The organism is Sphingomonas sp. P3_C5, assembly GCF_056402635.1.
The window spans coordinates 294,950-313,320 of record NZ_JBFUHA010000003.1 but is presented as its reverse complement, the minus strand read 5'-3'; the positions used below and the strand labels follow the sequence as shown (position 1 = coordinate 313,320).

Sequence of the window (18,371 nt, the reverse complement as noted above, 5' to 3'; positions counted from 1 at the left end):
CAAGCTCTGCAGAGATCGGCGGCACCTCAGGCGGCAGCTCGAGACCGGCGCCCGAAGGATACAGCAATGGGCTCCGCTATGGGAGGCGCCCGCTCGCCCAGCCGCTCCAGGCGTTGCGCCTGCGCAACCGCTTGTCCCCTGCGCCGCGCGCCGATCATATGGCATAGCGCCCCAAGCGCGAGACAGGCCGTCGCAAACCATTTCATGAAGACATAGGCCGCAAGCCGCCACGCGGAATGCGGCGCGCCGCCGCTCAGGGCCGGCGCGATCCCTGCAACGGGCCGGCCAACGGCAGCGCCATGCTCGACCATGAACCCGATCAAGGCGCGATCATCCGGTGCAGGCTGCCAGGCTCCGGTCAGGCCGGCGAGGTGCCTGCCCATCCGCGCCGCATCGCCGTCCATATAAGCTTGTTGCGCCAGCACGAAACGGGCCTGGTCCGCCAGCGGCTGCGGCAAGCGTTCGGGGAAGATGCGATAGGCAGCCACCGGTGGCCGAAAGGTGCCGTCATCATGGGCTACCGGCGCACCGTCATGATCGACCAGGATTCCGGTCCGCGCAGCCGGCAGTACCTGCTCCTCGGGCACCTGCCACGAGGCGAAGAACGCCCAGATAAAAGGCGAAAACGGCACCGATACCAGCAGGATCGCGATGCGCACGCCACGGGAGGCGATCACCCGTTTGAGCAACTGGTAGAAGCCCACGAACATCGGGAGCACGCAGGCGATGATCCAGCTCATCGGCTGAAGCGAGAGCTGCCACGGCAGCACTGCCTTCACGCCGGCGCCTTGTTGCCGCAGCCAGGAAAAGAGCGGTTCGGGCACTGACAGATAGGGATCGGTTCCCCAAGGCCCCGCCGGGTCGGGCCAGGCGAGCGGCATCAGTGTGCCAAGCAGGCAGAAGCCCGCGATTATAAGCCATTTGCCAGCGAGGCAGAACCGGGCGCCCCGTGCAGCCAGTGCCGCGATCCGCCCGGAAAGGTCGCTCACTCGGCGGAAGCGGGAATCCTGCCCGCCAGACCGGAGGCCATTTCGTGGCGAAGCTCAGCCAGATCGGCCAGCGCCGCCTTGCGCTGTTCCGCGCCCTCCTGATGGGCCGCGCGCACATCGATCAGCGTCTTCACGACATTGTCGTGCACCGTGCGCAACGTCTCGACGTCGATCACGAGGCGCTGATTGGCCTTGGCCGTCGCAACCGTATTCTCATGCAATATCTCGGAATTGCGCTTCATGAAATAATTGGTCGCATCGTCGATATTATTGGCGAGCGTTACCGCATCGCGCTGCTCGTTAAGCGCCAGCGCGAGCACGAAAGTCCGCTTCCAGGCTGGGAGCGTCAGCCGCTGGATGGTCTGGAATTTCTCGAGCAGCACGACATTGTTCGCCTGCATCATCCGGATCATCGGCAGGGTCTGCAGCGCGCTATGCTGAAGTACGGAGAGGTCGCCGATCCGCTTCGACAGCGCCTCCCGGCTGCCCTCCAGCGCGCTGATCACCTCGACCGCCGCGAGATCGCCTGGCCCCTTTCGCAGTGCCGCGATCTCCTCGTCGAGTGAGTCGATGCGCACTTCAGCGGCGCGGACATGGACGGCGAGCACATGATGTTCCTCCGCCACGCCGTCGTACATCGTCGCAAGCGACTCCGCCCGGGTATGGAGCCGGGACAGCGTGCCCTCGATATTCTGGACGAGCTTGTCGACCTGTTCCTCGAGCGAGGCGAAGCGGGAGACCGCCTTTTCCTTGGTCAGCACGAACTGCTTGACAAGCCCGCCGATGATCGGCGCGCGCGCCCATTTGCTGTCGAACGAGGACAGGTCGAAGGATTGGGCAGCGGCCACGATCTCACTTAGCTTGCCGCCCATATCGTCGAGGTCGCCGGTGCGCGCCTGGCTGAGCAGCTGGTCCGCATAGCCGCTGGTCGTCTTGCCGATTTCCTGGCCGAACCCGGCCACCGCGAGCGGCGAACGAACGTCGATCGTCGCGGCGAGCGCCTGCGCTTCGGCATCGTCGACCTGCGGCGTCAGGAGCCGGGTCGACGCATCGAGCGGCAGCGCGGTACCGATTTGAGCGGGGAGATTCATGAATCGCATGTCCTTCGGGGAGCCATCGCGCCTTCGAATCGCGCGTGAATGGTGCGGAGCTGGGAAAGCAGGCCTGACGGATCTTCGCTCCCGGCAGTTCCCTGCGCGACAGCGAGCGCGTGATGCTGCCACACCGGGAACAACAGCTGCTCGATGTCGGTGAAGCGGTCGAGAAGGCCCGAAAGATGATCGATCGCCATCACCATCTGAGCGCGCGTAAGGCGGTTGGAGGCGTGCAGCGCCTCGAGATTGCCGAGCCGGCGATGAAGCCGCGCCACGACAGGGTCATCTGCGGCCGCGCCGCGCAGAAAATCGGACGTTGCGTCCGCCAGCGCCTGTTGTGCTTCATGGGCGGCGTCCAGCCGGGGTAGATCAGCGCGCATCGCTGCCTGGGCGCGGCGCGCGCCGGTGGCTTCTTTCGTCACCCGCCGCATCGTGGCACCAAGGCTGTGCGCCGCGACTTCGAGCTCGATCCGTGCTTCGAGATCGGCGCCAGTGAACCGGCTCCACCATCCCTGCCGCCTTGCCACCCGGTCGATGTCGATCCGTTTGAGCGTCTCGACCATCTCGGTCATCGCCTCGGCGAGCGATCGCGCAGGCGTCCCCGACAACAGGCTCTGGTCGGGCTCGAATGGGACATGGGCCGAATCGAAGCGCACCAGCGCCTCCTCGGAGCCCGGGCTGGTGCCCGCGAACAGCGAAGCCATTACCTCCGCGTTTGGGGATGCGGCAGCGGGTTCGGGCAGCGAGGAAACCATAACTGTCCTTATCCTGCCAGCTCTTAAGGCGCAGTTACCCCGGCGGCGGTGCGGTTGCGGCGTGAAGGGGCCTGCAGCGCTTCGAGCTTCGCCCGTTGCGCTTCGATCCGGCCATGGCTCCAGCGCAGGATCAGCCCGATCACCAGACAGGAAAGCCCGCTCCACAGCATGATCTGCAGCAGCACCCGCGCGCGCCCGATCCAGGTCAGGACCGCATTCCAATATGTCGCGCGCGCCATGACCACCGCGCGATCGGCGGCCGGCACCGGCGCCATTCCCGCGGCAGCGCCCATCGCCACCAGCCGACGCGCGAAATCATTTCGCGCAGGCAAATCGGTCGGCGGCATTGCCAAGGCGATCGGCAGCAGGCGCCGCAAGGTCGGCAGGTCGCCTCTCGCATATGCCTGGCCGGCAAGCGCGAAACGCAACCCCTCAACATCGTCACGATCGCGCAGCTCCGGTCCATCCTGCTCCAGATCTTCGATCACCGCCACCTGGTTGCCCGAGGAGACAGTCAAGCGACGCGTTCCGCCACCGCTCGCAGGCAGCGTCGGATGTTCCCCGGCTTTCAGCCGCGCGATCAGGCCGGGCTGACGTGCCTCGATCGCGGCCGTCAGGCGCTCGAAATTCGCTGGGGTGAGCGTCGCGGGATAGACCGCCCCCGTCTCCGCCCCGGCGCAGGCGATGCCCAGCACGAGCGCTACAAGGCCAAAGCCAACCCCGATCCGCGACAGGGCGCCTCGGTTCAGCCACGCCCGCAGAAAGGCGATAATGCTGATGGTCGCCAGCGATCCGATCAGGCTCCACAACCCGAACAATGTCGAGGGCCCGCCCCAGATCCTGCGCTCGTCGATCCGTTGAATATGCTCGGACCAGAGCAGGAACGATGTCCGGCTGGTCAGCAGGATCGAAGGGCGTGCCGCGCCGTCCGCCGACGGATCGTAAAAGACCATCATGCACAGCCACAACAGGCTGGTGCCGATCAGCAGGACCTTGGCCAGCATGATGAACAGATTCCGCCGCGCGGCCAGCTTATCAATGCCGGCCGCGCTCATGCCCTCCGTGCTCATGCCCCCGCCCTCATGCCATCGCCCGCGCGCGACGTCCGGTCGCCGTCAGTTCCTCGATCGTCGCAAGGCGGCGGCGTACCACCCGCAGGACCCGCCAGATGGCGGCAGCCAGGCAGATCGCCAGCAGGCACAGGCCAAGCGCGCCGCGTTCGCCCCAATATTGCCCGGCGGGGGTGAGGCATCCGAATTTGAAGCATGCAGACGAAACGGTCGGCGCATGTCCCTGGAGGAATTGCAGCCGATAGGCGCCCTCGATCGGCGACGCGATATCGAAGCTCGTCAGGCCGGCGGACAGGCGCGCCGCGTCTGCCCGGTCCCCTTCGGCATAGGCGATCTCCGCCAGCATATAGCGGCGCCAGGGCAGCGTCTCCCGGAGCCAGCCCGGATTAGCCGGCCCGGTGACGCCCAGCGCGGCTCGCGCCGCCGGCACGCTCACCGCAACCGGCGGATAGGGCTGCATGATTGTCGGGATCGGCCCGGCATAGGAAATCAGCACCATCCAGCCGATGGCGATATAGGCAACCCGCTTCCGCCGCTTGATCAATGCCCAGATGAAGAAGCCTGCCGCGCCGAGCACTGAGGTCTGGATCACGGAGGAAAGGATCTGCCCGACACGGCCGATGCCCCGATCGACCACATAAGGTTCGCCGGGTGCAAGCGCGGCTTGATGGGCCATCAGCAGATTCGGGCCGTCCCCCGCGACATGGACGTCGAACACGCCCGAAACCGGATCGTGCAACAGCACCGCGACAATGGCGAACAGGATCACGGCGCAGAGTACAGCAATCAGCGCGCCCCTGATCCGCCCGGCGCGCGCCGCCAGTTCTTCCCGATTTGTCGACTTGGCCATGGCACTGGGAATGAACTGAAAAAGTGAAGATTGGCTTGCATGCCATCAAAAGCACCGAGCGCGGTTGCGGCCCTTTACGCCTATCGGCATTTTGGGCAGAGTTCGCGCGACAGATGCGCAAGGTAGCGGTTAACTGCCCGCATCATCTGGTTTTTGGGGAGGTCAAATAGATGGTCGGCGCATCGATCCGAACAGGTCGCGGAGATCGACCATGCCTTTGACCCCGCACTCCACGCGCCGGGCTTTCCTGGGCACCGCGGCCGGAGCGTCGGCACTTCTTCTGGCGGAAAATACGAGCGCGCGATCGTCGGCCGGCGGCTGGGCGATCCCCGCCGGTTTCGAAGCCGATCTGGCTCTCCTGAAGGACGCCGCCTGCGTTCCGGGTCTTAGCGCCGTGCTGCTCCGTCGCGGCAAAGTCGCGTGGACCCACGCCACCGGCGTCACCAAGGCCGGGACCAGCCAGATGGTCGATCAGGACACGCTGTTCGAGGCCGCCTCGATCAGCAAGGCGGTGTTCGCCTATATCGCCCTGCAGCTTGCCGACCAGGGCGTGCTCGACCTCGACAAGCCGCTCGCAAGCTATTTCCGCCCCGATTATCTCCGCGCGGACCCCGCTCTCGCCGTCATCACGTCGCGCCACGTGCTGACTCACACATCAGGCCTCCCCAACTGGGGCGAGGACGCCAAGCCCGAATCCTTCCACTCCCAGTTTCCGCCCGGCACGTATTTCAGCTATTCCGGCGAAGGTATTTTCTGGCTGCAGCTGGTGGCCGAGCATCTCACCGGCGAAGGCCTGGACGCACTGGCCCGCCGCCTGCTGTTCGAACCCGCCGGCATGAAGCGCAGCACCTTCGCCGCCTATACCGAAGAAACCAACGTCGCCTGGGGCCATGTCGGCGGCCGGGTGGCGAAGGGCCAGGGATGGCGCGATGTGTCCGGTTTTGTCAGCCCCCTCGCGCAGAAGTGGAACAAGCCCGTACGGGACTGGACGCAAGCCGACTGGATACGCGCCGGCGGCACCGCCGATCCCAAGTCGCCCCCGCCAAAGCGGGTCCGCTTCGCCAATGCGGCATCGAGCCTTTTGACCAGCGCGCCCGATCTCGCGCGCTTCGCCAGGCTGTTGACGCCCCGGCCAGATCACGCACCCTGGGAGATCAAGGAGACCACCCGCGCCGCAATGACGGCGCCGACCGTCGCCGTGCGCAAAGGCGTTCCGCACTGGTGGGGCTTGGGCGTCGAGGTCGAGAACGGCACCCATGGTCGCCGCGTCGGCCATGAGGGCAATAATGACGGCCGCTGCGCCGCCTATTGCGCCACCGAGCCGGCCACCGGCGACGCGCTGGTGATCCTGACCAATGACGGTGCCGGCTTCGGCGTTTACCAGCGGATGGTGCGCGCCATCACCGGGCGCGATCAATATTCCTTCATCGCCAATGAAAACCCTCCGCTCCCCGCTTGAGGGCGCCCTGATGGCGCTGGGCCTGTCGCTGTCCTCACCGGCAGCCGCGCAGGATACACCTGCCTCGCGCATCGAGGCGGTCGAAGGGGCGCATGCCCCCGTCACCGGAGAGGCGAAGGGCGGCAAACCCGAAACCCTCGTCGAGGCCATGCAGCGCCTGCACGTACCGGGGCTGAGCATCGCGGTCGTCCGGGATTTCCAGATCGAATGGGCAAAGGGCTATGGCACAGCCGACGTCGCGACTGGCGCAGCGGTGGATGAAAACACCCGCTTCCAGGCAGCCTCGATCAGCAAGCCCGTCACCGCGATGGCCGCCGTGCAGCTGGCCCAGGAAAAGCGCCTCGATCTCGACCAGGATGTGAACAGCCAGCTGCGCGGGTGGAAACTGGTGCGCCCCCAGGGAGCGGATTGGCCGCCGGTCACCCCGCGCAGCCTGTTCAGCCACACCTCCGGTGCCGCTGACGGTTTCGGTTTCCCTGGCTACGCGCCGGACGCTGCGCTGCCCAGCTTCGAGCAGGAAATCGAAGGCCGCGCACCTTCCAATCTGGGTCCCGTCCTGTTTGACCAGCCCCCTTACAAAGCGTCTCGCTATTCGGGCGGCGGTCTGCTGATCATGCAGAAACTCCTGTCGGATGTAGCGGGCCAGCCGTTCGAAACTCTCATGCAGCGGCTGGTGCTGCGGCCACTCGGCATGGTGCACAGCAGCTTCGACGGGCCGGAGCGCGATGAGTCAGGCTATGCCCGCGCCCATGACGCAACCGGCAAGCGGATGGGGGCCCCTTGGCATTTATATCCGGAGAAAGCCGCGGCCGGCCTCTGGACTACGCCCGGCGACCTGGCCCGCTTTGCGATCGAACTCGAACGCGGCGGCACAAACCAAAAGGGCAAGGTCCTGCACCCCGATTTCGCGCGTCAGATGCTCGCGCCTGTGGGTGTCGGCGATTTCGCGGTGGGCCTCCGGATCATCCGCAAGGGTGAAGAATGGTATTTCTTCCACGGCGGAAGCAACTGGGGCTTCGAATCCGCGATCGTCGGCCATTTGCGCAAAGGCTATGGCGTCGTGGTGATGACCAACGCCCAAGGCAGTGGCGCGGATCTGATCCAAGAGGTCCAGGCCAGGGTTTTCGCTGCATATCATTGGGACGCCAAGTAGACGCCGCCACGGGGGCCCCGATGAACCCGTCAGCCCATGGTGACGTAGCGCTGAACCGTTTCGCCAATGGTCGCGACGATAAGATCGGCCGGCATGGCGACCACCGGCGGCAGGCGCAGCACATAACGGGCCAGCGCAAGCCCCAGAACCTGCGTCGCCACCAGCCCGGCACGAACGGGAGCGGTCTCGGGCGGACCGGCCCGCAGGATCGCGGGCAAAACCTGTGCCTGGAAAATCTCGCGAAGTCGATTGGCGGCCTCCTCGTTGGACGCAGCGGATCGCAACAGCACCGGCAGGCCGCCGCCCGCCTGCTCGCCTTCCCATTGCTCGAGAAAGTGGCGCACCAGTGCCTCCCCGATCTTGCCCGAGTCGACGCCGCTGAGATCGGGCAGGTGCAGATCGGGCTTCGCGACCAGCGCGAACAGCGCATCCTTGCTGCCGAAATAACGGATGATCATCGACGGATCGATGTCCGCGCGCGCGCCGATATCGCGCACCGTGGTGCGCTCGAACCCATTGGAAATGAACAATTCCCTGGCGGCATTCTGGATCGCCTCGCGGGTCCGGATCGACTTGGGCGTGGCGCGGCGTGGCTTGGTCATGCGCATTATTTGCCAACGTGTGTTGACAAATGCAAGGCGTGATTTTAAGTCAACACTTGTTGGCAAATTATGGAGATACACGATGTTGCCGTCCGATACGCAAGTTCTGATTGTTGGAGCCGGCCCGACCGGCCTCGCCCTCGCCGCCCGCCTGCAAAAGGCCGGCGTGGACCATCTGCTGGTCGATGCGCTGCAGGGCGCGCAAAACACCTCGCGCGCCGCCGTGGTGCACGCCCACACCCTCGAGATGCTGAAGACGATCGATGTCGTCGATGCGATGGAAGCGCACGGGATCGAGGTGTCGCATTTCACCGTCCGCGACCGCGACCAGGCACTGCTCGACCTCAGCTTCGACCAGATTCCCTCGGCCTTTCGCCACCTGCTGATGCTCCCGCAATCCTCGACTGAAGTGCTGCTCGAGGCGCGGCTGGTCGAGCTTGGCGGCGCCGTCCACCGCAGCGTCGAGGCGCTGGGCGCCACCGCCACGCGTGACGGCGCCACTGTCAGCGTTCGCACCACGGACGGCGAGCAGGCGATCCACGCACGCTATGTCGTCGCCGCGGACGGGATGCACAGCGTCATCCGGGAAGCAGCTGGCATCAGCTTCCGCGGCGAAGCTTATGGCGAGTCCCTCGTGCTCGCCGATGTGCGGATGGACTGGCCGTTCGGGACGCGAGAGGTCTCGCTTTTCTTCTCCCCGGCGGGGCTGGTAGTGATCGCGCCGCTGCCGGACGGATCGTACCGCGTCGTCGCGACGCTCGACGAAGCGCCGGAAAAGCCAGGCATCGACGACATCCAGAAGCTGCTCGACGCGCGTGGACCGACCGGAGGCGTGCGCGTGACGGAGATCGGCTGGGCATCGCGGTTCCGCGTCCATCACCGGCTCGCCGACACCTATCGCAAGGGCCCGTTCCTGCTGATGGGCGATGCAGCGCATGTGCACAGTCCGGCCGGCGGTCAGGGCATGAACACCGGGCTGGTCGACGCGATCGTGCTCGGCGAGGCGCTGATCCGCGTCGTGCGCAATGGCGAGGCAGACACCGTCCTCGACGATTATGCGCTGACCCGGCGACCGGCCGCCGCTGACGTGCTGGCGCTTGCGAGCAGGCTCACGCGGATCGCCACCGTGCGTTCGGTCCTGTTGCGTCGAATGCGCAACCTGGCGCTGCGCTTCCTCAATCGCATCCCGCCGTTCAAGCGCAGGATGGCGCTGGGCTTTTCGGGCATCGGGCGGGCGCGGTACAGCATCCTGCCGCGGAAGGTCGAGCAGGTCTCGCCCTTTACGGCCAGCAAGCTGGCTCGCCCTGTCGCCCAGCTTGCGGCATGAGCGGCGACATGTCTGTTCGTACGATACAGCGGTGCATCGCGACGGTATTCCTCATCCTCGGAGGCTGGTGTCTCGTGTCACCAGCCTCAGTCCTGCTCCTCACGATCACGCCCGAATATCGTACGGACAGCACGCTGGTCCGGGTCCTGATCGGCGCGTTCGGAGCACAGGCCCTGCTGGCGGGGCTGTTCGTGGCCTTTGCCCGCTTCGAGCGCGTCACTTTTCTGGCGTTCGGTCTCGCGCTGCTGCCCTTCTTCCTGTTCGACTATTGGGCCTATGCGGTCGTGCCGATCCTCACGCCGCTGGGGCTGCTCGACGTGGCGGGCAACGTGACGATGCTCGGCCTTTGCGTGATCGGATATCGAGCTGCCGGGCGATCAGAGGCTTAGCCGGCCGGGCCTCGCCGCGAGGCGCTGCCCCGCGGGCTCCCCGGCGATTCACTTCATCATATGGTCGAAGTCCGGGTTCGCATTGCCGACACAGGCCTTCTGCGCCGCCTCGGTCGCGGCACGCTGATCGAGCACCCGGCGCATGACATCCTGGCCATATGGCTGGATCGACAGCTCTGACGCACTGTATTTCATGGCGTAGCCGGTAAGCTCCATATTGGTCATCGAACGCAGCTTTTGGGCGACATCCTCCAGATCCTGGTGGTCCTCGCAGTGGAAATCTCCCGCGACGCAGCTGCACCGTTTGGTTTCGCTGTGAATGCCCAGCGCTCGGCCCACCCGCACTACCCGCGCCACACTGGCCCCTCGTACGCGCGATCCCGGTGCATAGGAGCTGACGATCACAGTCGACACCTTATCGGGCGACTCGATGTTCCAATCGACTGCTTCATAAGAGGTCAGCCAGAGCACAACCGATTTCCCGGTGCGCGGCAGTGTGACATTGACGCTCGTATCCTTGGACGCACTCTCATACAGCCCAACATAATATAGTTTTGAAGGAATTTTTCCTCCACCAGAGATGTACTCCGAGACTTGGCTTTCCTCTATCGTATCTACGGCATCGTCTACTGTTACTTTATATTCCACCGTGTGCCAGTTGTTGATGAATTCCACTTCCATGACGTGCTCGCCACTGGAAAATTCGTGACTGAACGTCTTGCTGCTATTGCTTTCGTCAAACACGATCTCGCCGTCGATGAGGATACGAGATTTGGCCCAGCTCTGGCTGACGCTGATCTGCTTTGTCACGGGCGAGGAGAATTTTAGCTTGCCGACCCAATAGGCCCCAAATTGGGGAGAGTTGATCCGATGGAAATCGGCCCAGGCGTATTTAATCGCGATGCTCTCCACATTTTCCTGGAACACGGCTGTGCCCGGATTGTCGCGACTAAAATAAAAGGCCTTGAACCCGTTGTTCGGGATCGCGCCGCTCGGATCGAGCTGTTTGCCCCAGCTGCTGTGTATTTTCTCGGGCTCCATCGTCTCACCCATATCGTGATATTGCGGCGGGGAGTCGATGACACCTTTGAACAACCCGGACGCCATTGGCGCGATCAATATGGCCAGGAACAATATTATCACCCAGCGCCACATAGTCCGGTCCTTTGATGCTATGGGCAGCAATAGTTTCCGCAGGTCGCCAATCGGTTAAAGTGTTGGACTGGCTGAAGGCGTGTTACGCGCGAAGCATTTCGCGCGCATGATGGCATTTCGGACCATCAGAGCGAACGGCCAGTCCCTTCCCGGCAGAAAAAATTGGAGCGAGCGCCCCCGATTGCTGTACCAGTCCGGCATGGACCGTCAGCTCGTGATCATCTGCTTGCTCACGGCAGGCATCAATCTGATCGGCACTCTTGCCTATGCCGCGCGTATCGCCGGCGTGCGCACTGGCCGCATCGCGATGAGCTTCGCGCTGTTCAACATGCTCGTGCTCGTAAGCCGGACATCCAACAGCTTTCTCGGTCCAGTCCTCGCGAAACGGATCGAGACCCGCATTGCCGATGGCGGCGGATCGTCGCTCACCCATGATTTTCGCCTGGTGCTCAGCAGCGCAACGCTTGCGGTCTTCATCGGCATCCTGCTCGTGCCGAGCGGCCAACGTCTTTTTGCAAGGGCGATCGGGTATTTCCAGCAACACCGGTCAATGGGACGGATGCTGCTGCGCACCGCCACCCCGGCAGGACTCACCGCAATGCGGCAGTCGCTACGCTTGCCGAGCTCGTCACATTTTCGCGACTTGATCCTTCCGCGTGGCGTTGGCTGGGGCGTTTTGACGGCCAATGTGCTTGCCCAGTCGCTGATCACCGTTGGGGTCCTTGCCTCGCTCTATGCGGGCTATTTGAATCCTGAATTTCGCGTGACCGCGTCGCAGCTGTCAGCCGTGATCAATGGATTTGCGACCATCCTGCTGTTCGCACTTATCGATCCGCAGCTCTCGGTCATGACGGATGACGTCGTCGAGGGTCGTGTCGATGCAGCTCTCTTCCGCCGCACGATCATATGGGTTTCGCTGAGCCGCCTGCTCGGCACCGTGCTGGCCCAGATATTCTTCGTGCCGGCCGCGATGCTCATTGCAATGATCGCCTCTCGGGTTTGAGAGACTGGCGCTGAACCCACCGCTACTTCGGCCCGAAATGTTGCACTTCACTTGCCCACCTGCAGCGATATCTCGGCTAGATTGGTTGAAGGTTTCAACGCTTGGCGTGGTATTCCGCCATTCTTTCAAGCGCCGCGCTAGCGAGAGGGCAGCCCCAAGCTCCTTCATCTCCAAACGTACCAAGCTCCTCTCCCACCTGTGACAGTCGCGCCCCAATGCTATTGACGTCAGTGGCCATGGCCGCGAAGCCATCGAACTTGATGGGAGCAACTGCTGCGATTCCTTCCAGAACCCGCTGGCCGATTTCAAGCGCTGACGCACAGCGACGAGGCGCGAGCGATGTAAGGGGTGTCTGCGAGATCGGCAGCTATTCTTCCCAGTTGCTGTCATCCTCGGCTATGTCGAGGAAAAGCTCAGCGCGGGCTGCGAGTATGGGAGCAAGGTCCCTTTCCTGGTCGGGATTGCGCAAGCTCCAGCCAACTGCCGATTGGCCATCAGCCCATCGCGCCGCCGCGTCTCGCCAACGCGAGCCGATGTCTCGAAGAGCCTGGCGTGGATGCCGCTCGCCTTCACACGGGGTATAATCTGTTGGGAAATCTCCCGAAACCACCCACCAGCCGACCCAGTTGGGTCGCTCCACGCTCTCCACGGCCCAGATCGAAATGATCGGTGCCCGGTGCCATGCAGGCCACTCGCCAACGCTCGGCGCCTCAAAACCTTGTTCGGACAAATAGGCGAGCACCTTCTGGCGCTGGGCAACGCACCAGTGGTCGTCCTCTTCATCGGATAGCTCGTCAGACATTTGGAGAAGGTCGCATAGCGCGGAGGCATCCACAATCCGTGCAACGGCAACAACCGGCGGTCTCGGTTACAGTGCGTTTGAGAGACCTCGCGCTGACGCACGGCTGCTTCTCCGGCGGATCCCGCTCGGCAGCGGCGCAGATCGGAACGGCAAAGAGTGAGTGGAATGCGGACATTAGTCTGCTAGCCAGTAGCGATTGGTAAATATCATTCTCGAACTGCAAAAAATGGATCAAGAGGTACGCGCTCAGTGCGCCCGAATAGTCGATAAACTCGGAGCGGCCAGAGTGGCGGATCGATCACTCTCGGTATTCGGTGCCGACGCGCATGAATATGAGATTGGGCCGACGGTATCCGGGGAGCGGATAAGGGCGTTTGAGACCGACCACGGGATCAAGCTGCCGGAACATTACGCCGCATTCTTGAATTTGGTTGGAAATGGATCTCCGCGCGCGAAAGACAAATCCGCTGCCGGGCCATTCTATGGGATCTATCCGCTCGGCTTTGGAATCGATGACTTCGTATATGAGGGGCGCGGCCACCTGAAGGAGCTCGCGTTCATTAAGCCTGACATGACTCAGTCTGAATGGGATGAAGCGACCAAGCTCCTTGCCGATGAAGAAATTCCAGATGATGAGTATACCAATGAACTGACGCGCGTTTTCGGCGGGTTGCTGCCAATCGGGCACCAAGGATGCCAAAGCTATCATGCGCTCATCCTCCACGGTCAGAACGCCGGCAAAGTGGTTAACATTGATACCGAACCATTCCGTCCAGTATTTTGTTATGAGAATAACTTCCTTGATTGGTACGAGAGGTGGCTCGACGAAATCGTCTCAGGATCCTTGCTGAAAGACGGACCAACCTGGTTTGGCTATACGATGGGCGGAGACGATAAATATCTTCTCGACGTATATCGCCGATCAGAAAGTAAGTCTGAAAAGCTGGCCGCTCTCGACGGTTTTGGGAAATTGATTTCGATTTGTGCCGACAGTGCTCTCGAGGTTTCCAAGATCGCACAGTCTGATGATCAGGAATTGCGTCGCCGCGCCACCTTGATCCTTGCCGAGTTTGATCATGCCAATGCGCGCTTGCCATTGGAGGAGTTGCTCAAAGGGCCCTCGGAGGATCAACTCACCGCCTGCAAGGCAATTCATCGGTACGCCAAGACATATGCCGGCGAATGGGTTGATTGGGTCGGACCAATTGCGACCAAGACCAGTGACACCGAACTGTTCAGGTTCGCAAGTTACGTCCTGGAATCCTCCGGGATGGATTGTACCAGCTATCTCCTGCCGGCAGCATCGCATCACAATGAAGGCATACGTCAGCAAGCCATTTATGCGATTGGAAGGGGCCCAAAGAATCCTCAAGCGATAGAGGCCATCTTGATAGCTCTTAGTGACGAGTCTCCCTCAGTCGTCCATGCTGCGTTGCAAGCTCATGAGGAGCCATTCGATCACCGATTTTTCGAGGCATATGTGTCAATAATCGACCGGTTTGAAATCGATGAGCACCATGTGTTGACGAATTTGAACCATCGCCTGCGTGCAATTGGCTACGACAGTCAGGCCGCATTCGTTTCCGATTTCAAAGCTGGCAGGGTTCGGAAGCGGGGGTTTTGGACACGCATCTTTCGCTAATGTTGCCCGATAAGGGACGTGCGCGGCTGGCCCAGACGCTGGCTGCCCCCTTGTGATTGGGCATAACCCATCCCGCCCCAGCCACGCCGAACTCAAAAGTCGCCGTCATCCCGCCCCCTCCCCCACATCCCGAACCACCACCATCCCCGTCGTCGAATCCACGACGATGTCATCCTCATAAGAAGGCCCCGCCGCCGCCCAATCCTCAGCATCCTCCGCGTCCTCCCAGTCATGCTCAAGGTCCTCGCGCTCAAGCGCGTTGTAGAGTGCGATCTGCGCCCTCTTCTGCTGTGCCTCGGCCGCCTGGACGAGCTGCGTCCAGCGATGCTGCGCGGTCTGGTTGCCGCTCACCGCCGCCGCTGCCATCGCGCGGAACACGGCACGGTGAGTCGATAGCGTGACCTCCTCATCGCCCTGGGTCACCGTCATCGGGCGATACGCCTCCTCCAGGATCATCGCCCGGGTCGGCTCATCCGCGCCGGGCAGGCGATCGCCCGGAGCGCCCGTCCCCCGCCGTGGCGGCCGGCCTGCTGGATTGCCCGACTGACCTTTCTGAAAGCGATGCTCTGCCGGCGGTTGGCCATATCCCTTCGCGCCGTCCGTTGCGGATGATGCGGCCGCATCCAGTGGCTCGCGGGTCGATTCAACCTGATGTTCGGTCATGGCATGGCTCCGGTCATGATTGGTCCCGCCACCCTCAAAGCCGATTTCGCCGATAGGTTGAATCAAACCCTCGCCGCCGCACGCGCGCAAATTCCCTGTTCCGCGGCGGAAATTCCCTGTTCCGTGCCGCAGATTTCCCTGTTCCGTTCAGGTCGGGAAAACCCACAAAACCTCAATCGATTGTTTTCACGCCAGAATTCCCGGGAAGCGCAACCCGCCCAGCTCGAAAAAAAGAAAAAATTCCCTGTTCCGGCGCAGGAACAGGGAAATTCCGCCACCGCCGCCCGACGCGAGAACGCTGACACCGGCGCTCCGCCACAATCGGAATCGCATCCCGCTTCATACCAACCGATCTATGCCGAACAGGCCCGCAAGCTCTGCGCCCATGGCCTCAGCGAAACCGATGTCGCCGATTTCCTGAATGTCACGCGCGCCACGCTCAACTACTGGCGCCGCCTTCACCCGGACTTCGCCGCCGCTCTCGCCAAAGGCAAGGCAGCCGCGGACAACCGCGTCGAACTCTCGCTCTATCAGCGCGCCTGCGGCTATGATCGCCAGGTCGAGAAGATCTTCACCCCGGCCCGCGCCGACGTGCCGATCCGTGTCGTGATCCGCGAGCGGGTCCCCGCCGATCCGCGTGCGGCGCTCGCCTGGCTCCGCATCCGTCGCCCTGAGCAATGGGGAAGCCCGCGCGAACAGGCCCGCGCCCGCCGCGAGCGATCAGCGCAGCCGCCCGAAGCGACAGCCTCAATGCCCCTCGAACGCCACCAGCGAGGTAACCTCGATCCCGTCCGCGCGCAGCGCATCCGCCCCGCCAAGGTCAGGCAGGTCGACCAGGAACTGCGCCTGGGTCACCACCGCACCCGCCTTGCGGAGCAGCCGGACGGCAGCCCGCGCAGTGCCGCCGGTCGCAATCAGATCGTCGATCAGAAGGACATTGGCGCCCGGCGCGCAGGCATCCGCATGCATTGCAATCCGGTCAGTGCCATATTCGAGCGCATAATCCTCGGCGATGGTCGCGCCCGGCAGCTTGCCGTCCTTGCGGATCAGCAGCACGCCGGCGTTCAGCGGCACGGCAAGCGCGGCTGCGAACAGGAAGCCACGTGCCTCGATCCCCGCGACAAGGTCGATCGGCCCGGTCGTCGCCGCCGCCATCCGCTCGACCGACTGGGCGAGGCCATTGGCATCGAGCAGCAGGGTCGTGATGTCGCGAAACATGATCCCCGGCTTCGGAAAGTCGGGGATCGTCCGGATCAGCGCCTTCAGATCATCATTGGCGGACGTCGCCTGTCTCTCAGTGCTTAACGTCGCGCCAGACATTCTGATATGCTCCCCATGCCAGGAAGCAGAAGATCAGCAGGAAGAGTCCAGCCGCGAAGCCCGCCGTATGGCGCGTTTCGAGGTTGGGCTCAGCCGTCCAAACCAGGAACGCGGTGACGTCCTTGGCCATCTGGTCGACGGTCGGCTTGGTGCCGTCGAGATACTCGACCTGGCCGTCCTGGGTCAGGGGCGGCGGCATCGCGATGTTGAGGTTCGGGAAGTAGGGATTGTAGAACAGCCCGTCGGGGGTCTTCGCATCCGGGAACTTCTTCAGCAACTCGGCTGGCTGCACGGCATAGCCGGTCAGCAGCGAGTGGACATAGGCCGGCCCCTCTTCGCGCGCCTTGGTGATCAGCGAGAGATCAGGCGGCGAGCCACTGCCCGGATAATAGACCTTTGGGAAATGGTCCGAGGGAATGTTCGGCCGCTCGGCGCGATCGCCCGACTTCTCGTCGAAGGTCGGCTGCTTGGTGCCCCAGTCGGCGGCGATCTTCTTCACCTGGGCATCGCTGTAACCGAGCTGGCTCAGGTCGCGGAATGCGACATGGCCGAGCGAATGGCAGTTCGAGCAGACTTCCTTGTAGACCTTGAAGCCACGCTGGAGCTGCTGCTTTTCGAACTTGCCGAAAACGCCGTTCGAGGAAAGCTCGACTTCCTTGGGCTTCAGGTGGAACTCGTCGACAGCCGTCTTGGCGGCCGGATCGGTGATCTGCCCCTGTACCGTCCAGAAGAGAGCCCAGCCGAGAACGACGACGAACGCCGCTCCGACCAGCATTGCGAGATTGCGGACCATGTTTTGTATTGCCCCTTATTCGGCCGCAAGCGCGGTCTGCGCCGGAGAGGTTCCGCCATGCTTCGACAGCACTGCCTCGGTGATCGAGTTGGGCAGCGGCTGCGGACGCTCAGCGCGCGAGATGATCGGAATGATGATCAGGAAGTGCGCGAAATAATAACCCGCGCAGATCTGGCTCAGGATGACATAGGTCGGCGTCGCCGGCGAACCGCCGCACCAGCCCAGGATCAGCACGTCGACGACCAGGATCCAGAAGAAGGTACGATAGACCGGCCGGAAATTGGCCGAGCGCACCGGCGAGCTGTCGAGCCATGGCAGGAAGAACAGCAGCAGGATCGAGCCGAACATCGCCAGAACGCCCCACAGCTTCGCCGGCAGGATGAAGTCCGAGGTGAAGGCGCGCAGGATCGCGTAGAAGGGCCAGAAATACCATTCGGGCACGATATGCGCCGGCGTCGAGAGCGAATTGGCCGGGATGTAATTGTCCGGATGGCCAAGCGCGTTCGGGAAGAAGAACACCAGCGCGACGAACAACAGCAGGAATACGCCGAGTCCGAAGCCGTCCTTCGCGGTGTAATAGGGGTGGAACGGCACCGTGTCCTGCTCGCCCTTGACCTCGACCCCGGTCGGGTTGCTCGAACCCGGAATGTGCAGCGCCCAGATGTGCAGGACGATGACGGCCGCGATCACGAAGGGCAGCAGATAATGGAGCGAGAAGAAGCGGTTGAGCGCTGCCTCGCCCGGCGCATAGCCGCCGAGCAGCCAGACGCGGATCGTCTCGCCCACGCCGGGGATCGCCGAGAAGAAGCCGGTGATCACCTGCGCGCCCCAGAAGCTCATCTGACCCCAGGGAAGGACATAGCCCATGAAGGCGGTCGCCATCATCAGCAGGAAGATGACCACGCCGAGCAGCCACACCATCTCGCGCGGCGCCTTGTACGAGCCATAGAACAGCCCGCGGAAGATATGGATGTACACCACGATGAAGAACATCGAGGCGCCGTTGGCGTGCGCATAGCGCAGGAACCAGCCGCCATTCACGTCGCGCATGATGTGCTCGACCGAGTCGAATGCGCCCGCGCCGGTCGCGCCGTAATGCATCGCGAGAACGATACCGGTGATGATCTGGATGCCGAGCGCGGCACCGGCGAGTACGCCGAAGTTCCAGAAATAATTGAGGTTGCGCGGCACCGGATAGCCGGCGCCCACCGCATTATAGACGAAACGCGGAAGCGGCAGCCGTTCGTCCATCCACTTCATCAGAGGATTTGTCGGCGCGTAATGCTTGGCCCAGGGGAAGCTCAT

At 63.1% G+C, this 18,371-nt stretch carries 19 protein-coding genes; 6 read left to right on the top strand and 13 right to left on the bottom strand.

Annotation, left to right across the window (positions count from 1 at the left end):
- Nucleotides 1-26: 26 nt before the first annotated feature.
- The 5 genes from AC1DVS_RS10395 to AC1DVS_RS10375 form a co-directional block, all read right to left on the bottom strand.
- Nucleotides 27-989, bottom strand: a complete 963-nt coding sequence (locus tag AC1DVS_RS10395) for a hypothetical protein (protein WP_478022683.1) — start codon at nucleotides 987-989, stop codon at nucleotides 27-29.
- Nucleotides 986-2,080 (bottom strand): toxic anion resistance protein, encoded by a 1,095-nt coding sequence (locus AC1DVS_RS10390; protein WP_478022681.1) that lies wholly within the window; start codon nucleotides 2,078-2,080, stop codon nucleotides 986-988. The genes AC1DVS_RS10395 and AC1DVS_RS10390 overlap by 4 nt, the downstream gene beginning before the upstream one ends.
- Complete coding sequence (locus AC1DVS_RS10385; RefSeq protein ID WP_478022679.1) at nucleotides 2,077-2,787, bottom strand: hypothetical protein; 711 nt, start codon at nucleotides 2,785-2,787, stop codon at nucleotides 2,077-2,079. Before AC1DVS_RS10385 ends, AC1DVS_RS10390 begins: the two co-directional genes overlap by 4 nt.
- Before the next feature lie 74 nt (nucleotides 2,788-2,861).
- A complete protein-coding gene (locus AC1DVS_RS10380) occupies nucleotides 2,862-3,908 on the bottom strand; it encodes a hypothetical protein (RefSeq protein WP_478022677.1) in 1,047 nt (348 codons plus the stop codon).
- A 10-nt stretch (nucleotides 3,909-3,918) separates the two neighbouring features.
- Complete coding sequence (locus AC1DVS_RS10375) at nucleotides 3,919-4,758, bottom strand: hypothetical protein (RefSeq protein WP_478022675.1); 840 nt, start codon at nucleotides 4,756-4,758, stop codon at nucleotides 3,919-3,921.
- A gap of 211 nt (nucleotides 4,759-4,969) precedes the next feature.
- Here AC1DVS_RS10375 and AC1DVS_RS10370 point away from each other — a divergent pair, with 211 nt between their 5' ends.
- Both AC1DVS_RS10370 and AC1DVS_RS10365 read left to right on the top strand, forming a co-directional pair.
- A complete protein-coding gene (locus tag AC1DVS_RS10370) occupies nucleotides 4,970-6,217 on the top strand; it encodes a serine hydrolase domain-containing protein (protein WP_478022674.1) in 1,248 nt (415 codons plus the stop codon).
- Nucleotides 6,192-7,370 carry a serine hydrolase domain-containing protein gene (locus AC1DVS_RS10365; RefSeq protein WP_478022672.1) on the top strand — a complete coding sequence of 393 codons (1,179 nt, stop codon included), beginning with the start codon at nucleotides 6,192-6,194 and terminating at the stop codon, nucleotides 7,368-7,370. Before AC1DVS_RS10370 ends, AC1DVS_RS10365 begins: the two co-directional genes overlap by 26 nt.
- A 29-nt stretch (nucleotides 7,371-7,399) precedes the next feature.
- Here the strand turns inward: AC1DVS_RS10365 and AC1DVS_RS10360 are convergent, their stop codons facing one another.
- Nucleotides 7,400-7,972: a TetR/AcrR family transcriptional regulator gene (locus tag AC1DVS_RS10360; protein ID WP_478022670.1), complete on the bottom strand. Its 573-nt coding sequence runs from the start codon at nucleotides 7,970-7,972 to the stop codon at nucleotides 7,400-7,402.
- An 82-nt stretch (nucleotides 7,973-8,054) separates the two neighbouring features.
- On the opposite strand from AC1DVS_RS10360, the gene AC1DVS_RS10355 reads away from it, so the two are divergent.
- Both AC1DVS_RS10355 and AC1DVS_RS10350 read left to right on the top strand, forming a co-directional pair.
- A complete protein-coding gene (locus AC1DVS_RS10355) occupies nucleotides 8,055-9,299 on the top strand; it encodes an FAD-dependent monooxygenase (RefSeq protein WP_478022668.1) in 1,245 nt (414 codons plus the stop codon).
- Nucleotides 9,300-9,307: 8 nt separating this feature from the next.
- A complete protein-coding gene (locus AC1DVS_RS10350) occupies nucleotides 9,308-9,688 on the top strand; it encodes a hypothetical protein (protein ID WP_478022666.1) in 381 nt (126 codons plus the stop codon).
- Between the two features lie 48 nt (nucleotides 9,689-9,736).
- Here AC1DVS_RS10350 and AC1DVS_RS10345 read toward each other — a convergent pair whose 3' ends face one another.
- The gene (locus AC1DVS_RS10345) at nucleotides 9,737-10,843 is read right to left on the bottom strand and encodes a hypothetical protein (RefSeq protein ID WP_478022664.1); all 1,107 of its coding nucleotides are present in this window, start codon (nucleotides 10,841-10,843) and stop codon (nucleotides 9,737-9,739) included.
- Between the two features lie 199 nt (nucleotides 10,844-11,042).
- Between AC1DVS_RS10345 and AC1DVS_RS10340 the strand changes: the two genes are divergently transcribed.
- Entirely contained in the window at nucleotides 11,043-11,846 is an 804-nt protein-coding gene (locus AC1DVS_RS10340) for a lipid II flippase Amj family protein (RefSeq protein WP_478022663.1), read from the top strand.
- A gap of 367 nt (nucleotides 11,847-12,213) precedes the next feature.
- On the opposite strand, the gene AC1DVS_RS10335 is transcribed toward AC1DVS_RS10340, so the two are convergent.
- The gene (locus AC1DVS_RS10335) at nucleotides 12,214-12,648 is read right to left on the bottom strand and encodes a DUF4826 family protein (protein ID WP_478022661.1); all 435 of its coding nucleotides are present in this window, start codon (nucleotides 12,646-12,648) and stop codon (nucleotides 12,214-12,216) included.
- A 196-nt stretch (nucleotides 12,649-12,844) separates the two neighbouring features.
- On the opposite strand from AC1DVS_RS10335, the gene AC1DVS_RS10330 reads away from it, so the two are divergent.
- On the top strand, nucleotides 12,845-14,290 hold the full coding sequence (locus AC1DVS_RS10330; protein WP_478022659.1) for an SMI1/KNR4 family protein: 1,446 nt from the start codon (nucleotides 12,845-12,847) through the stop codon (nucleotides 14,288-14,290).
- 105 nt (nucleotides 14,291-14,395) lie between these two features.
- On the opposite strand, the gene AC1DVS_RS10325 is transcribed toward AC1DVS_RS10330, so the two are convergent.
- The 5 genes from AC1DVS_RS10325 to AC1DVS_RS10305 form a co-directional block, all read right to left on the bottom strand.
- Nucleotides 14,396-14,953, bottom strand: coding sequence for a DUF5681 domain-containing protein (locus AC1DVS_RS10325; RefSeq protein WP_478022658.1), 558 nt, complete (start codon nucleotides 14,951-14,953; stop codon nucleotides 14,396-14,398).
- 339 nt (nucleotides 14,954-15,292) lie between these two features.
- The gene (locus tag AC1DVS_RS10320; RefSeq protein ID WP_478022656.1) at nucleotides 15,293-15,631 is read right to left on the bottom strand and encodes a hypothetical protein; all 339 of its coding nucleotides are present in this window, start codon (nucleotides 15,629-15,631) and stop codon (nucleotides 15,293-15,295) included.
- A gap of 69 nt (nucleotides 15,632-15,700) precedes the next feature.
- Nucleotides 15,701-16,273: an adenine phosphoribosyltransferase gene (locus tag AC1DVS_RS10315; protein WP_478022654.1), complete on the bottom strand. Its 573-nt coding sequence runs from the start codon at nucleotides 16,271-16,273 to the stop codon at nucleotides 15,701-15,703.
- Complete coding sequence (locus AC1DVS_RS10310) at nucleotides 16,248-17,066, bottom strand: cytochrome c1 (RefSeq protein WP_478022652.1); 819 nt, start codon at nucleotides 17,064-17,066, stop codon at nucleotides 16,248-16,250. The genes AC1DVS_RS10315 and AC1DVS_RS10310 overlap by 26 nt, the downstream gene beginning before the upstream one ends.
- A 15-nt stretch (nucleotides 17,067-17,081) precedes the next feature.
- Nucleotides 17,082-18,371, bottom strand: a complete 1,290-nt coding sequence (locus AC1DVS_RS10305; RefSeq protein WP_478022650.1) for a cytochrome b — start codon at nucleotides 18,369-18,371, stop codon at nucleotides 17,082-17,084.